This window comes from Kaistella chaponensis, from assembly GCF_900156725.1.
GTDB lineage: Bacteria > Bacteroidota > Bacteroidia > Flavobacteriales > Weeksellaceae > Kaistella > Kaistella chaponensis.
Window position 1 is genome coordinate 34216 of record NZ_FTOI01000002.1, and the last position, 15343, is coordinate 49558.

The window sequence follows — 15343 nt, forward strand, 5'->3', positions numbered from 1 at the left end:
TACTAATTAAACTTCACGTCGCGAATATTCAAATAGTAAGTTACGTTGCCTTTCCAGTGGTTTTCTTCAGCGGTGAAGGCAATGTCGAAAGTTTTTTGTCGGAAATCATCAGCAAAGTTTCCGAGTTTAAAACCAACACATTCAATATTTTTACCTGTAGAATCTTGCTTGATGAAGAATTTTAAGTGGTTGCTTTCTTTTCCCATCGTTTTCACATATCCTGAAACTTTTTGATTCTCTAAGACCAAAACGGGTTTCATATTGTCGGGACCGAATGGTGCTAATTTCCGATGAAAATTGAAGAAATCTTTATCTAAATCATCAATGGTAACTTTGGCGTCAATTTTTATGCTCGGTTCTTTTTGGTGCTCCTGAATTTTTTCTGCAACTACTTTTTCAAATTTTTCTTTAAAGAGATCGAATTTTTCTTTTTCCATAGAAAGACCAGCTGCTGCAGGATGACCGCCAAATTTCAGAAAAAGGTCAGAACATTTTTCCAAGGCATCATGCACATCGAAATCTGCTATTGAGCGCGCTGAAGCGACCATTTCTCCATTATTTCCATCAGCAAAAACAATGGTTGGTTTATAATAAGTTTCCGTTAATCTGGATGCGACGATTCCGATAACGCCTTTGTTCCAAGTGGAACCATAAACTACGGTGGAGAAATTTTGAACTTGTCCCGTTGTTTCTACCTGCAAAAGCGCTTCTATTGTGCTGCTTGTGTCCATTTCGCGGCGGGAATCGTTGAGCGTAATGATGTCACTTACAATTTGATGCGCTTGTTTCAAATTATCGGAAACCATCAATTCAACTGCGGCTTTTCCCTGTGAAATTCTTCCAGCAGCGTTAATTTTTGGCGCGATTTCAAAAACAATATTTGAGATTTCGAAAGTTGCCAGTTTATCTTCGGGAATCAACATTCTAAGACCTAAATTTCGCGATTTCCGTAGAACTTTTAAACCTTGTTTTGCCAAAACTCGATTTTCTCCTGTCATCGAAACAATATCTGCAGCAATAGAAATCGCAAGCAAATCTGTCAATTCGAAGAGTTCGGCTTCGGGAATTTTATAAATCGTATTTAAACCTTGACACAATTTAAAACCAACACCACATCCGGACAATTCTTTGAAGGGATACCTGCAGTCTACTCTTTTTGGATCTAAAACGGCAACTGCAGCCGGAATTTCTTCTCCTGGTAAATGGTGGTCGCAGATGATAAAATCGATGTTTAAATTTTTTGCATATTCCACTTTGTCGAGTGCTTTAATTCCGCAATCGAGTGCAATAATTAGCGAAAAACTGTTCTCTTTGGCGAAGTCGATTCCTTCATTTGATATTCCGTATCCTTCAATGTTACGGTCGGGAATATAATAAGTAAGATATTTTTTATCGACAATTTTGCTGAGATAAAGATACATCAAGGCAACTGCGGTGGTTCCATCTACATCATAATCACCGTAAACCATTATTTTCTCCCCATTTTCAATCGCTGTCGCAATGCGATCGACCGCAAGTTGCATATCCTTCATGAGGAAAGGATTGTGAATATCGTTGAGGTTGGGTTTGAAAAATTCTCGCGCTTTTTGATAATTCTCGATGCCGCGCATGACTAAAATCTTGGATTCAAAAGTGCCGAAACCTAGAGATGTACTTAATCCATCTACAATTTCTTCATCGGGTTCGGGTTTGTAAATCCATTTTTGATTCATAATCTCACAAAAATAGAGTTTTTTTTTGAACTTTTTTAGTGATTTCGATTAAACAAAAAATACAGCTTCTAAATTAAAATAGAAGGGAGTAGTTCACGTAATAAATGTCAAAATCTTATAAAAGCAGAAGATTTGATGCAGGAAAGTAAAAAATTATGAAATTTAAAGTACAGTAATTCAACGAAGTAGCGATTAATTTGAATTTATTATAAATATTTTAAATCTAAAAAGGGAGACGGCTCGTAATTGATATTAGAACCAACTTAAAAAATATTTATTATGGAAAAAACAGTTCATGTATCAAACAAAGGAGCAACTTTGGATACAAACAGAAGAAATTTTCTGAAGTTAGGAGGTGCGGGTCTCTTAGTGGCCGGACTTACTTTGGCAGGATGTAGAAATGAAGAAATGGCTTATGAACAGCCAGATTCGATATTTGATCTAGGAACAGGAGATGTAGGGATTTTGAATTATGCATACGCATTAGAACAGCTGGAAGCTGATTTTTATACGAAAGTGGTGAATAATTTTTACAGCGGTATTTCGTCTGCTGAAAAACAAGTTTTCATTGATATTTATAACCACGAGGTTATTCACAGAGATTTCTTCAAAGCAGCAATTACCGCGGCAGGAGCTGCACCGACACCCAATTTAGAATTTAAATATGACGGCGTTGATTTCAATAGCAGAACTTCTATTCTTGCCACTGCGAAGGCATTAGAAGATACAGGTGTTGCAGCTTATAATGGTGCAGGTAAATACATTAAAAATTTAGATTATTTGGTCATTGCAGGAAAAATTGTAAGTGTTGAAGCCCGACATGCTGCTGCAATTAGAGATATTATCAATCCTGGATCTATGGATTTTGCGGGTGATGATGTGATTGGTTCCAATGGTTTAGATGTTGCAAAAGAACCGAAAGATATTGTTGCAGCTGCAGGATCATTCTTCAAAACGCCATTTACGTGGAAAGAACAAGGAATCGGGTAGAATTTATTAATTTTTAAAATCATTTATTATGAACTTACTTACAATATTAGATAAACTTTCGGACGATAAATTTTTCTCCACCGAAACATCAAGATTAGGGAGCTTGGCTCAGTTTTCAGACTTCGGAAAAAAAGCAGCAGTTGCAGCAATTCCTTTAGGATTAGGGTCATTTATGGCAACATCTGCAAAAGCTGAAACTACTCAGGAAGCAAGTTTTGCTGCAGCTTCAGCATTAACAGATGCGCTGCAATTGGCATTAACATTAGAGTATCTGGAAGACGAATATTATAGATTAGGAATCAATACTTCGGGTTTAATTCCGGCGGCAGATAAAGTTGTTTTTCAGCAAATCAGCAAGCACGAAACTGCTCACGTTGTATTTTTGAAAGCTGCAATATCATCTTTAGGAGAAACGCCTATAGCAAAACCTAATTTTGATTTTACTGCTGGTGGAAATTTTCAACCATTTACAGATTATCAACAGTTTATGACTCTTGCACAAGCTTTTGAGGATACAGGAGTTCGCGCTTACAAAGGTCAGGCGGGAAATGTTGCCTCCAATAAAGCAGTTTTGCAAGCCGCTTTACAAATTCATTCTGTGGAAGCAAGACATGCTTCTAAAGTAAGAAGAATGCGTATGAACAAAGGTTGGGTAGAATCGAATAACGGTGGAAATATGCCTGCAGCAACCAATGCGGTTTATGCTGGTGAAGAAAATGTAACACAAGCTGGTTATAACACTTCAACTTTATTCGGCGCCGCAGCAGGATCGGCTTCATTTGATGAAATCCTTACCGGTCAACAAGCTTCTATGATTGCGGGTCTATTTATCTCTTAAAAACACTTCTTTATATATCCTATCCTTTTCAAATTTTATTTTGGGAAGGATTTTTTTTGATCATAAAAAAACCGTCTTATCAATTGCTGATAAGACGGTTTTAAATGAGTTAAAATATATTAAGAATACATTTGCTGCTGCAATTCTTTGATTTTTTTGTCATCCAAGTATTCATCGTAAGTCATTTGTCTGTCGATGATCCCTTTTGGAGTTAATTCAATCACTCTGTTACAAACTGTTTCTAACATTTCGTGGTCATGAGAAGAAAGTAGAATAGTACCTTTGAAATTGGTCAATGAATTATTTAAAGTGGTAATACTTTCTAGATCCAGGTGATTCGTAGGTTCATCCATGAGGAGAACGTTGGCTCTTTGGAGCATCATTCGGCTGAACATACAACGCATTTTTTCTCCTCCCGAAAGGACTTTACAAGATTTCAATGCTTCATCTCCAGAGAAAAGCATTTTTCCTAAAAACCCACGCATATATTCTTCATGTCTTTCGTCGTCATTTTTAGTAAACTGACGCAACCAATCGACCAAATTAATATCTTCTTCGAAAAAACTGTTGTTATCCAAAGGCATATACGATTGGTTGGTTGTAATTCCCCAGTTAAATTCGCCTTTGTCTGCAGTAACATTACCTGCTAAAACTTCAAAAAATTCGGTAATTGCCAAACTGTTTTTAGAAAGTACCGCAACTTTATCTCCTTTTTTCAGATTCAAATCGATTTTTGAAAATAGAAGCTCGCCATCTTTTGTTTTTTCTAGATTTTTTATTTCTAAAATTTGATCACCGGCTTCCCGTTCTGTATCAAAAATAATTGCAGGATATCTTCTGGAACTTGGCTTAATGTCATCGATGTTTAGTTTGTCGATCATTTTTTTACGAGCAGTTGCTTGCTTTGCTTTTGCCACGTTAGAAGAGAATCGTGCAATGAAATCTTGCAATTCTTTTTTCTTGTCTTCAGCTTTTTTGTTGGCTTGCTGTCTTTGTCTTGTTGCCAATTGTGAGGCTTGGTACCAGAAAGAGTAGTTTCCGGTGTATAAATTTAACTTAGAATAATCTAAATCGGCAATATTGGTACAAACGGTATCTAAAAAGTGACGGTCGTGAGAAACTACAATTACTGTGTTTTCATAAGTTGACAAAAAGTCTTCTAACCACGCAATTGTTTCGATATCAAGATCATTGGTAGGCTCATCGAGAATCAAAACATCAGGGTTTCCGAATAAAGCTTGAGCCAAAAGAACCTTAACTTTATTTTGATTTTCGAGTTCACCCATTATTTGATAATGCATTTCATCTTTAACGCCCACGTTAGAAAGCATCGTCATCGCATCCGATTCAGAATTCCAACCCCCCATTTCGTCATAAGTAACTCCTAGTTCACCTGCTTTTATACCATCAGCATCAGAAAAATCTTCTTTTGCATAAAGAGCATCCATTTCTTCCTTTATTTTGAAAAGTTTCTCGTTGCCTCGAAGTACTGTTTCTAACACCGTGAAATTATCATACGCAAAGTGATTTTGCTCTAAAACAGACATTCTTTTTCCTGGCTCAAGTGAAACGTTTCCGGTTGTAGGGTCTTGGTCCCCTGTTAATATTTTAAGGAATGTAGATTTTCCGGCACCATTTGCGCCAATAATCCCGTAGCAGTTTCCTTTCGTAAACATAATGTTCACATCATCGAAAAGTACTCTCTTTCCGAATTGCAGTGATAAATTAGATACTGTTAACATATAGTTTTGTAAATTTGGCGCAAAATTACGAAAAGAAATTGGGTTTAAAGTTCCAATTTTGTGTGATTGTAAAAAGGTATAAATTTTTAACTTCTTTTTTTAAGATAAAATTTAGTTAAAATGCAGAAATTTAACATATCTTTAAAGTATTAAGTATCCAACAAAATGAAGATCGAAAAAACTATTAATATTTTTAATAAACGGGCTCGCTTCGAATATGAGCTTTTAGATGAAATTGAAGCAGGCATGGTGCTTACAGGGACTGAAATTAAATCTTTGCGGTCTTCCAAAGCGAGTATTACCGATGCGTTTTGCCAATTTATTGATGGCGAACTTTACATCATTAATATGATGATTGATGAATATAAATTGGGAACTTTTTATAATCATAAAACAAAAAGGGAACGGAAGTTGCTATTGCACAAACGGGAATTGCAAAAGTTTGAAAAAAAACTAAAAGATGTTGGAAATACCATAGTTCCTTTGAAATTGTATATTAATGACAAAGGAAAAGCTAAAATTTTAATCGCTTTAGGTCGGGGTAAAAAATTATTCGACAAACGCGATAGTATAAAAGAAAGAGAAAACAAACGAAATCTCGAGAGAATATTAAAGAAAAGTTAAAAAAAAGACCAAAAATCTTTGTTTATAAAGAAAAATTATATTTATTTTGCATTATCAATTATTTAATCATTTAATTCTATGAAAAATCTAAAATTAGGAATTTCAGCATTGGCACTTACTGTTGCCTCTACTGTTTTCGCTCAGACTACCAGTAACCCGTGGTTAATCGGTGTCGGTGCTCACGGAGTAAATCATGCTGCGGCTGGAGGGCAGATTGGAAATGTTTTCTCTACAGCTTTTGGTAGTGGTGATAACGGTCAGTTGTATAATCTTAACAATTTTACTATTACACCTCCACTTTCTAAGTTAACAGTAGCAAGAAACATCAATAAATACATGGTTCTTGACTGGCAAACTTCTGTAGGGAACGTTGATAACAAAAGAATTGGAATGGGAAAAGAATTTTTCCTAATGACTGGTTTAGGTCTTCAATTTAAATTCAACGGTCTTTGGAATGAAGAGTCTTGGTTTGATCCTTATTTAAGAGTTGGTGCAAACTACATGAGACATGATTATTCAGGTGTTGCATTTCCACTTACTGATACTAATGGAGATTACTACTCTGGGTTTTCATTTGAGCCATCTACTCAAAGAAGAAAAGATCACTTCACTGTTTCTACAGGTTTAGGATCTAATTTCTGGTTGACGAAAAACTTCGGTCTTGGTATTCAAGGTGATTATGTTTCTACTCCAATTGATAAATCAGATGTTGCTAACTTTTGGCAAGCTTCTGCTTCCCTTTTGTTTAGATTTGGTAATAACGACAGAGATAAAGACGGTATCTTAGATAAAGATGACAGATGTCCTGATACTCCAGGTTTAGCAGAATTCAAAGGATGTCCAGATACTGACGGAGACGGTGTTCCAGATATCGATGATCAATGTCCAGATGTTGCAGGTCCAGTTGAAAATCAAGGTTGTCCTTGGCCCGATACTGACGGTGACGGTGTAGTTGATAAAGATGATGCTTGTCCTACAGTTGCAGGTCCTGCTGAAAATCAAGGTTGTCCTTGGCCAGATACTGACGGTGACGGAATCTTAGATAAAGATGACGCTTGTCCTACAGTATTCGGATTGAAAGAATACAATGGATGTCCTAAACCACAAACTGTAATTGCTGACGAAGCTACAGGAGCGCTTAAAGGAATTTTCTTTGATTTCAACAAAGCTACAATCAGAAAAGAATCTAGTTCTAAATTAGATATGGCTTCTGAAATTATCAAAAATTCTAACGGTGGTACTTTCTTATTGACAGGTGAAACTGACAAAAAAGGTTCTGACGTTTATAACTTGAAATTATCAAGACAAAGAGCTGCAGCAGTAGTAAACGCTCTTGAAGCAAGAGGAGTTTCTTCAAATCAACTAAAATCTAAAGGTGTTGGTGAAGCAAACGCAGTAGTTTCTGAAACTGCAACTGATGCTGAAAGAATGACTGATAGAAAAGTAGTTGTAACTGCTGTTGATAAAGCTGCTTTTGATGCAATGGATAAGTCTGACTTACCAGTTGTTATCAAGAAAGCTGCTAAACCAGCTAAGAAATCAATGAAAAAGAAATCTTCTAAAAAGAAATAATTTATAATTATTTTTAAATCTTAAATAAAAACGCTCCCAATTTTGGGGGCGTTTTTTATGAATTTATGTAAATTTGCAACATTAATAAATACAACTTATGGGACGCGCATTCGAATATAGAAAAGCTTCAAAAATGGCTCGTTGGGATAAAATGGCCAAAACATTCTCCAAAATTGGAAAAGACATTGCTCTTGCTGTGAAAGCGGGCGGTCCCGATCAAGATTCAAACCCGGCTTTGAGAAGATGCATCCAAAATGCGAAAGGGGCAAATATGCCAAAAGACAATGTAGAAAGAGCCATCAAAAAAGCAAGTGGAGCAGATGCGGAGCAATATGAGGAAATTACTTACGAAGGATATGGTCTTGGAGGTGTGGCGTTTTTTGTTGAATGCACCACCAATAATCCAACGAGAACAGTCGCTAATGTAAGAGCCATCTTCAATAAATTCGATGGTAGTCTTGGTAAAAATGGCGAACTCGCCTTCATCTTTGATAGAAAAGGTATTTTTTCAATCGATAAATCTTCAATAAAAATGGATTGGGACGATTTCGAAATGGAAATGATCGATGGCGGTGCAGAAGAAGTTGAAAGTGACGACGATGAGGTTATGATTACAACCGCTTTCGAAGATTTCGGTACGCTTTCTCACAAATTAGAAGAATTAGGATTGGAAGCAAAAAGTGCAGAACTCGAAAGAATTCCGAATAACTCCAAAGAAGTAACTGAAGAACAGTTTAAGATTAACATGAAAATGCTCGACCGTTTTGAAGAAGACGATGACGTTCAAAATGTTTATCATAATATGGAAATAACAGATGCTTTGCTAGATTCTTTATAAGAAAATAATATCCCATTCATTTGTAATTAACATTCAATTCTTTCCTTTGCACAAAAGCAATGAAAAGAAACGTTGACGTAGTTGTAATTTCAGATGTTCATTTGGGAACTTACGGGTGCAAGGCTAAAGAATTGTTGAGATATCTCAATTCCATTCAGCCGAAAACTTTAATTCTCAACGGTGATATCATTGATGTTTGGCAATTTAAGAAATCCTATTTTCCAAAATCTCATTTGAAAGTCATTAAAAAAATACTTTCATTCGTTACCAAAAACACCGAGGTTTATTATGTAACCGGAAATCATGATGAGATGTTCCGAAAGTTTGCTGATTTTGAACTGGGAAAACTTAAAATTTGCAATAAAATTTGTCTAACCATCGATGAAAAGAAAACCTGGTTTTTCCACGGTGATGTTTTCGATGCCTCTGTGCAGCATTCTAAATGGATCGCAAAATTGGGTGGAAAAGGGTACGATTTACTTATCCTTATCAATACCTTGGTCAATTGGTTTTTGCAGAAATTGGGTAAAGAAAAATATTCATTTTCCAAAAAAATTAAAAACAACGTAAAAAAGGCGGTGAAATTTATCGGTGATTTCGAACTCACTGCATCCGAACTTGCCATAGACAATCAGTATGATTACGTGATTTGCGGCCACATTCATCAACCTCAAATTCGGGAAGTTAGCAATAAAAATGGCTCCTGTATTTATATGAATTCTGGTGATTGGATCGAGAATTTATCAGCGCTCGAATACCATGATAAGGAATGGAGTATTTTCTATTACGAAGAGCATCAACATTCATTAAAAGATGATGATGTAGAAGAAATACAGGAAATGAATCATTTGGAATTGTTAAAGGTCGTAACCAATTTTTCCTAATGAAAGTTTTATACGCATTCCAAGGAACAGGAAACGGCCATATTGCAAGAGCGCAAGAAATTATTCCAATTCTTAAAAAATATGCAGAAGTTGATACTTTAATTAGTGGTCATCAATCTCAATTGAAGGCCGATTTTGATATTAATTTGCGCTTTAAAGGGATTTCTTTGCTATACAACAAAACAGGCGGTTTGTCTTACCGTAAAACCTTTACCGAAAATAATATTTTTGAGGCGGTAAAAAATATCAAGCAACTTCAACTTTCGCAGTACGATTTAATTATTAATGATTACGAACCTTTAACTGCATGGTCTTCCAAATTGAGGGAATTGCCCATGATCGAGTTGAGTCATCAAGCTTCCTTATGTTTTGAGGAAACACCAAAACCTTTAAAAAAAGATTTGTTGGGATCTTTCATTCTCAATTATTACGTTCCAAGCGACCGAAAAATCGGTTTTCATTTTGAGAATTATCACCCTCAAATAAAAAAACCTGTTATTAGAAAGAAAATCAGAAGTTTAAATCCTGATCGAAAAGGATATTATCTCGTTTATTTACCAAGTTTTTCAGACCTCAATATCATTCAGGTTTTAAAAAATATTCCTGTGGAATGGAAAATTTTTTCGAAATACAGCCAACTGCACTATCAACAGGAAAATGTTGAAATTTTTCCCATTGATGAAATTCAGTTTTTAAAGTATTTTGAAAATTGCGAAGGAATTTTATGCAATGCCGGTTTCGAAACTCCCGCAGAAGCTTTGTTTATGGATAAAAAATTATTCGTAATTCCGATTCATAACCAATATGAGCAAGAATGCAATGCTTTTGCTTTAGAGAAAATGGGATTTCCGACCTCGAAGATTTTAAATGCAGAAGAAATTAAAAATTGGGTAAATTCTGAGCAACATTTTAAAGTCGATTATCCCAATAACATCGAAGAAATCTTATTAAATGAGGTTTTAAGCTTTCAATAAAATATCTTCTACGTCTTTCATTCTGTTCATTACAGATCTTGCGTAAGAACAATGTGGATAAACTTTCCAGTTGTTTTCGCGTGCGAATTTGATGGCTTCTTCAACCAGATATTTTCCCATTCCGCGACCTTCAAATTTTGCATGGACCAAAACAAAGGAAATAATAAGTTTATTTTCTTCCGGGAAAATAGTGTAGGTTAATCTTCCTACTTCTTCTTCATCCTTGTTCAAAAGTAAAACGCCGCCGTTTCCGGATCTATCATTGATGTATTCCATTTTTGGTGATTTTGTTCTTTAAATTTAAGGAAAATAAATGAAAGCGAAATTTTAGATTTAATAAATCACTTTTTTTTTCGCGATTGTTGCAGCCCAGCTTGAGCGGAAATCCTTTTTTGGGTCGTCATCAGACGAAACAAAAAAGATTGGGAGCGGAAGATGGATAAAGCTGCCCAAAAAAGCATGTAAAAATCAGACCTCTTTTCCTGTGTAAAAATTGTAATCTTTGATGATGACTCCAATGAATTGCCGGTCTGTAAATTGATTGGGAAGGAGCTCTAGTTTTAGAATACCTTTGATCTTGGTCGAAAGTTTAGAGAGGATTTCTTTGTCGTTCGTTACAAGCGCTTTTTGGTAGTTTTCTTTTATAATTCTCACGTCATTATCGGTGAGTGCAATAACTTGTGGGAAAACAGGAATATAATCTGCCGATAGATTTTCCAAAATCGTATGAGAAATCGTGACGGGATTTTTCAGAAGTATTACCGCGGTTCCGGATGCGATTCCTCCTAAACGCTGATTGTTCTTCGAAATAATCATCGTGATTAATCCAACAACGCCTGAATTGGAAAATACATCAATCAACCGAAAAAACCAACGAATCAGGTAATCGCCAAATCCTGCCTGAAATCCATCGATTTTCACCACTTTAATTTTCGTCATTTTTTTTCCGAAGGTTTGTCCTTCCATTAAACTTTCGCAAACCAATGTATAGATGTGAATCGGCATTGTAATAAGGATTATAACTGCCATAACCGACCACGTATCGAGCTGATCAAGATAAAGTCCCAAATTAAAAACACGAAAAAACAGCAGATAAGCAACCAACAAATAGGCAGCTTTGATGAGCATATCAATGCCAAAAGCCAATATTCTTACTCCAATACTTGCAATATTGAAATTTATATTTACATTTTGTGAAGTATTTATGGCGATCAGCGACATATTTTTATTATTTTAGCTTCTTATGAGAGAAGTGGCATTCATCAAACAAAATAAAGAAAAATGGTTGGGAATCGAGCAGATTATCGCGGGAAAATTAAAAATAAATCCGGATGATCTCTCCTCGCTTTACATCAATTTGGTGAATGATTTGTCTTTTGCGCAAACGTATTACCCGAAGAGCAAGACTACGGTGTATTTGAATAATCTTTCCTCTCTTATTTTTCAGAAAATTTACAAAACGAGAAGAGTTGAGAAAAACCGATTCATCTTTTTTTTCAAAACTGAAGTCCCACTTTTGGTTTATCAGTATCGAAGGTATTTATTTTATGCATTTGGATTTTTCTTTTTATTCACGATGATCGGATTTATATCTGCATATTATGATAAAGAATTTGTAAAAATTATTTTAGGAGAAGAATACGTAAACAAAACGATTGAAAATATTAAAAAAGGAAATGCAGTCGGCGTTTATCAGCAAGGTTCGAATTGGGGAAGCGCAATTGCGATTACAGTGAACAACCTGAAAGTAGGCGCTGTTCTTTTTCTATATGGCGTTTTTGGCGGGGTCGGAACTTTATATGCCTTGCTCCAAAATTGCATTATGCTCGGTTCATTTCAGTATTTTTTTCACGAACACGGCGCTTTAAAAGACAGTGCAAAAGGAATTTGGCTTCATGGCGTTTTCGAAATTTTCAGTATGGTGGTAGAAACAATGGCGGGTTTAATTTTAGGAGCTTCCATTCTTTTTCCCAGAACTTATTCGCGTTTTAATTCTTTTAAATTAGGATTCAAAGATTCGTTCAAGATATTTCTCAGCACCGTTCCTTTCACCATTATGGCAGGAATAATTGAAGGTTATCTTACAAGATATGCTTTGGTAATGCCGCCAATTTTAAACGGTTTCCTTATTTTCGGCACGCTTGCAATTATTGGCTCCTACTATTTTATTTACCCCTATTTCACTTCAAAAAAACACCTTAATAATGCAGTTTTACCAGAAACGGAACTTCGGAACTTTCATTAGTGATACTTTTACCTTTTTCAAAGAAAATGGTAAAAATTATTTCAAAAATTATTTAATGATCAATGGGATTTTATTGATCTTAATGGTGTTGATTTTTGTAGTCGGATACCGCGAATTATTTTCTCAAATGTTGGGTTCCAATACGCAAGGTCAGAATTATTATTTCCAGGCGTACTTTCAGGAAAATACCGCAGTCTTAACCGTGGTTTCGGCAACGGTGTTTGTACTTTTCTTGGCAGTCATGATGGTTTCCTATTCTTATCCTATTTTATACCTGAAAAGATTGAGCGAAACGGGAAACAAAAACATTAAAGCCGACGAAATTTTAAAGGATGTAAAAAGTAATTTCGGACGGTTTATTACGTTTTTCTTTGGTTTACTTTTTATCGTAATGCCACTTTCGTTTGTACTTCTAGGGATTTCTGCCTTTTTAATGATTCTTGTAATCGGATTTTTTCTGCTGATGTTACTCGGACCCGCAATCTTAAATGTCGTCAATTTTTTGATGTTCGATTATTTTAACACGAAAAGAGGTTTTTTCGATTCTCTGAGTTATGCGGTAAGAGCACAGTTTTCTTATAAAAACGGTCGCGACAAATCACCATTCTGGAAATATTGGGGTTCAACGGTTGTGCTTTATTTGCTGATTCAAACCGTAACTTCGGTCTTTGCGATGGTTCCGATGATGATTATTTCGGGCGCCTTATTTACGGTTCCTGAAAATGGTAATTCACAAGAAGTGTTGGAAGGTTCGATGGGAATTTTGTTTTTCATCATCTATGGAATCTCAATTTTAGTTTCTTTTTTAATGATCAATGTGGTTTTTGTAAACTCTGGTTTGCAATATTACGACAGCAGAACTGATCTTCACCGAAATGTTGATCTTTCCGAAATTGATAGGATTGGTACGGATGAAATTTAGAATATTAACTCTTTTTCTGCTTTTTTCAATCTTCGGGATTTCTCAGGAAATTCCGACTTCTTCGCCTGCGGTAAGGATCGATTCCTTGGTTTATTCTTCAGGAAAATATTCTGCAGATTCTCTCCTCAAAAGAAATCCTTCTACGGATAATATTATTTTTCCTAAAAATTTCGATCCTCAATTTCAATCAAAATACAAAGGCCCCGAATTCGATTATACCACTGTAAAACCGCGGGAATCTTTGTGGCAGAAGATTGCGAAGAAAATTAAAAAAATTCTCGAATCTGTTTTTGGCGAAGTTGATCCTAACAAAGCTTCGTCGTACACTGAAATTATTATGCGGCTTTTTGCCATTGTAATTATTGGTTTGGTGCTTTATTTCTTTATTCAATTTTTGCTTAATAAAGATGGAAATTTCTTTTTTGCAAAGAAGAACAAGAAATTCAATATTACCAATCACGATTTACAGGAGAATATTCATGAAATTGATTTCAAAGAATCGATCGAGAAATTGGAGATAAATAGAGATTACCGTTCCGCAATTCGCTATCATTTTCTTTTTGTTTTGAAGAGATTAACTGATCATGCACTGATCAGCTGGAATCCGGAGAAAACCAATAAAGATTACTTGCGGGAATTGAAAACGACCGATTTAAAAAACAGTTTCAGTGAACTGTCTTATATTTTTGATTTCGTATGGTACGGAGAATTTGAAGTCAGTGAAGAGCGCTACAAAAGTTTAAAAGAGAAATTCACGCAATTTAAACTCTAATGAGTAAAGTAAAACAGAACTTTTAGAGTTGAAAGTTTTTAGATAAAAAATGAACAAAACATTCCAATTATACGGTATTATTTTCATCATCCTGATGTTGGTTTTGGCTTTGCTCGAACTCAATAAAACGGAAGTGACGGATTGGCGTAAAAATTTCGAGGTGAACCAAAAATCTCCTTTCGGTCTATTTGTTTTTAATAAGGAGGCAAATCATTTGCTCAATAATGAATTAAATCGATCGGATCGCTCTCCTTACGAACATTATAAAACCCAAAAAGAAAACCTGCATAATATTTTAATCATTCAATCGGAGATCGATTTTGAGTCTTGGAAGAAAATCCTAGAACATGTAAAATCAGGTTCCGATGCACTCATCATTGCCGAAGATTTTCACCCAATGATTGCTGATTCTCTCCATTTTAAAACGTCTAACGTTAGTCTTCGGACTGATAATATTCTTACGCTCACCGATGATAAATTCTCGAATGATTCTATTAAGATTGATAAATTACCTGCAGGTCAAGGATTTTCGGCGATCGATAAAGATCAAGAAATTTTAGGAAAAGCTCTTCTCGATGGTGGAAAGGTGAATTTCATTAAAATAAATGTTGGGAAAGGTCATTTTTATCTTCACACCGAACCTTTAATTTTGACCAACTATTATTTGCTGAAGCCAGAAAACCAAAAGTATGTACAAGATGTGTTTTCTTATCTCCCGAAACGCAAAACAATTTGGTTTACGCAGTCTAATAAAGCAAACACCGAATCGCAATCGCCATTGAGATTTATTTTGTCGAAGCCTCCACTTCGGTTTGCATGGTGGTTATTCTTGGCCGGACTTTTATTATTCGTTATTTTTAATGCTAAAAGAAAACAAAGAATTGTTCCCGTCATCGAACCATTGAAAAACAAGTCGGTAGAATTTGTAAAAAGCATCGGGAATTTGTACCTGCAGGAAGGTGATTTCCACGAAATGATGGCCAAAAAAGCACAGTATTTTTTAAACCGAGTTCGGCATGAATTAATGATCGACACGCAGCATTTAGATGAAAAATTTGTGCAATCTTTACACCTGAAAACAGGAAAAAGCCTGGAAAAAATTAACAAAGCAATTGATTTCATTAAAAGAGGACAAGATCCTTCTGCAAGTGTGATGAAGGAAGATTTGATGCAAATGAACCGATTGCTCGACGAAATATTAAAATAATAGAAACACAGATTTATTCAATT

General features: G+C 35.3%; 15 protein-coding genes. 11 read left to right on the plus strand and 4 right to left on the minus strand.

The window, feature by feature from the left end:
* Positions 1-2 precede the first annotated feature (2 nt).
* Complete coding sequence (gene recJ, locus BW932_RS02180) at positions 3-1712, minus strand: single-stranded-DNA-specific exonuclease RecJ (RefSeq protein WP_076384933.1); 1710 nt, start codon at positions 1710-1712, stop codon at positions 3-5.
* A 279-nt stretch (positions 1713-1991) separates the two neighbouring features.
* Between recJ and BW932_RS02185 the strand changes: the two genes are divergently transcribed.
* Positions 1992-2702, plus strand: a complete 711-nt coding sequence (locus BW932_RS02185) for a ferritin-like domain-containing protein (protein ID WP_076384935.1) — start codon at positions 1992-1994, stop codon at positions 2700-2702.
* A 28-nt stretch (positions 2703-2730) separates the two neighbouring features.
* Positions 2731-3540: a ferritin-like domain-containing protein gene (locus tag BW932_RS02190; RefSeq protein WP_076384937.1), complete on the plus strand. Its 810-nt coding sequence runs from the start codon at positions 2731-2733 to the stop codon at positions 3538-3540.
* A 119-nt stretch (positions 3541-3659) separates the two neighbouring features.
* Here the strand turns inward: BW932_RS02190 and BW932_RS02195 are convergent, their stop codons facing one another.
* The gene (locus tag BW932_RS02195; RefSeq protein WP_076384939.1) at positions 3660-5282 is read right to left on the minus strand and encodes an ABC-F family ATP-binding cassette domain-containing protein; all 1623 of its coding nucleotides are present in this window, start codon (positions 5280-5282) and stop codon (positions 3660-3662) included.
* Positions 5283-5447: 165 nt separating this feature from the next.
* Between BW932_RS02195 and smpB the strand changes: the two genes are divergently transcribed.
* From smpB to BW932_RS02220, 5 genes are all read left to right on the plus strand, one after another.
* Positions 5448-5906, plus strand: a complete 459-nt coding sequence (smpB, locus tag BW932_RS02200; RefSeq protein ID WP_076384941.1) for an SsrA-binding protein SmpB — start codon at positions 5448-5450, stop codon at positions 5904-5906.
* 78 nt (positions 5907-5984) lie between these two features.
* A complete protein-coding gene (locus BW932_RS02205) occupies positions 5985-7478 on the plus strand; it encodes an OmpA family protein (RefSeq protein ID WP_076384943.1) in 1494 nt (497 codons plus the stop codon).
* Between the two features lie 97 nt (positions 7479-7575).
* Positions 7576-8316 carry a YebC/PmpR family DNA-binding transcriptional regulator gene (locus BW932_RS02210; protein WP_076384945.1) on the plus strand — a complete coding sequence of 247 codons (741 nt, stop codon included), beginning with the start codon at positions 7576-7578 and terminating at the stop codon, positions 8314-8316.
* 59 nt (positions 8317-8375) lie between these two features.
* Positions 8376-9200 carry a UDP-2,3-diacylglucosamine diphosphatase gene (locus tag BW932_RS02215; RefSeq protein ID WP_076384947.1) on the plus strand — a complete coding sequence of 275 codons (825 nt, stop codon included), beginning with the start codon at positions 8376-8378 and terminating at the stop codon, positions 9198-9200.
* Positions 9200-10174, plus strand: a complete 975-nt coding sequence (locus BW932_RS02220) for a glycosyltransferase family protein (protein WP_076384949.1) — start codon at positions 9200-9202, stop codon at positions 10172-10174. The genes BW932_RS02215 and BW932_RS02220 overlap by 1 nt, the downstream gene beginning before the upstream one ends.
* On the opposite strand, the gene BW932_RS02225 is transcribed toward BW932_RS02220, so the two are convergent.
* Entirely contained in the window at positions 10160-10450 is a 291-nt protein-coding gene (locus tag BW932_RS02225; protein WP_076384951.1) for a GNAT family N-acetyltransferase, read from the minus strand. The two genes, BW932_RS02220 and BW932_RS02225, sit on opposite strands and share 15 nt — an antisense overlap.
* A 192-nt stretch (positions 10451-10642) precedes the next feature.
* Positions 10643-11395 carry an RDD family protein gene (locus BW932_RS02230; RefSeq protein ID WP_076384953.1) on the minus strand — a complete coding sequence of 251 codons (753 nt, stop codon included), beginning with the start codon at positions 11393-11395 and terminating at the stop codon, positions 10643-10645.
* 22 nt (positions 11396-11417) lie between these two features.
* Here BW932_RS02230 and BW932_RS02235 point away from each other — a divergent pair, with 22 nt between their 5' ends.
* Genes BW932_RS02235 through BW932_RS02250 form a run of 4 tightly spaced genes read left to right on the plus strand, consistent with a single transcriptional unit; the run spans position 11418 to position 15320 of the window.
* Entirely contained in the window at positions 11418-12419 is a 1002-nt protein-coding gene (locus tag BW932_RS02235; protein ID WP_076384956.1) for a stage II sporulation protein M, read from the plus strand.
* Positions 12379-13341, plus strand: coding sequence for a DUF4013 domain-containing protein (locus BW932_RS02240; RefSeq protein ID WP_076384958.1), 963 nt, complete (start codon positions 12379-12381; stop codon positions 13339-13341). Before BW932_RS02235 ends, BW932_RS02240 begins: the two co-directional genes overlap by 41 nt.
* Positions 13331-14113 (plus strand): DUF4129 domain-containing protein, encoded by a 783-nt coding sequence (locus BW932_RS02245; RefSeq protein WP_076385448.1) that lies wholly within the window; start codon positions 13331-13333, stop codon positions 14111-14113. Before BW932_RS02240 ends, BW932_RS02245 begins: the two co-directional genes overlap by 11 nt.
* Positions 14114-14162: 49 nt before the next feature.
* The gene (locus BW932_RS02250; RefSeq protein ID WP_076384960.1) at positions 14163-15320 is read left to right on the plus strand and encodes a hypothetical protein; all 1158 of its coding nucleotides are present in this window, start codon (positions 14163-14165) and stop codon (positions 15318-15320) included.
* Positions 15321-15343: the final 23 nt, after the last annotated feature.

Excerpts from the sequence above, each read along its gene's own strand:
- BW932_RS02185 (WP_076384935.1), top strand. The coding sequence starts at position 1,992 with ATGGAAAAAACAGTTCATGTATCAAACAAAGGAGCAACTTTGGATACA.
- BW932_RS02225 (WP_076384951.1), bottom strand. The coding sequence starts at position 10,450 with ATGGAATACATCAATGATAGATCCGGAAACGGCGGCGTTTTACTTTTG.
- BW932_RS02210 (WP_076384945.1), top strand. The coding sequence starts at position 7,576 with ATGGGACGCGCATTCGAATATAGAAAAGCTTCAAAAATGGCTCGTTGG.
- BW932_RS02230 (WP_076384953.1), bottom strand. The coding sequence starts at position 11,395 with ATGTCGCTGATCGCCATAAATACTTCACAAAATGTAAATATAAATTTC.
- BW932_RS02235 (WP_076384956.1), top strand. The coding sequence starts at position 11,418 with ATGAGAGAAGTGGCATTCATCAAACAAAATAAAGAAAAATGGTTGGGA.
- BW932_RS02220 (WP_076384949.1), top strand. The coding sequence starts at position 9,200 with ATGAAAGTTTTATACGCATTCCAAGGAACAGGAAACGGCCATATTGCA.
- BW932_RS02250 (WP_076384960.1), top strand. The coding sequence starts at position 14,163 with ATGAACAAAACATTCCAATTATACGGTATTATTTTCATCATCCTGATG.
- BW932_RS02195 (WP_076384939.1), bottom strand. The coding sequence starts at position 5,282 with ATGTTAACAGTATCTAATTTATCACTGCAATTCGGAAAGAGAGTACTT.
- BW932_RS02240 (WP_076384958.1), top strand. The coding sequence starts at position 12,379 with ATGCAGTTTTACCAGAAACGGAACTTCGGAACTTTCATTAGTGATACT.
- BW932_RS02245 (WP_076385448.1), top strand. The coding sequence starts at position 13,331 with ATGAAATTTAGAATATTAACTCTTTTTCTGCTTTTTTCAATCTTCGGG.
- smpB (WP_076384941.1), top strand. The coding sequence starts at position 5,448 with ATGAAGATCGAAAAAACTATTAATATTTTTAATAAACGGGCTCGCTTC.
- BW932_RS02205 (WP_076384943.1), top strand. The coding sequence starts at position 5,985 with ATGAAAAATCTAAAATTAGGAATTTCAGCATTGGCACTTACTGTTGCC.
- BW932_RS02215 (WP_076384947.1), top strand. The coding sequence starts at position 8,376 with ATGAAAAGAAACGTTGACGTAGTTGTAATTTCAGATGTTCATTTGGGA.
- BW932_RS02190 (WP_076384937.1), top strand. The coding sequence starts at position 2,731 with ATGAACTTACTTACAATATTAGATAAACTTTCGGACGATAAATTTTTC.
- recJ (WP_076384933.1), bottom strand. The coding sequence starts at position 1,712 with ATGAATCAAAAATGGATTTACAAACCCGAACCCGATGAAGAAATTGTA.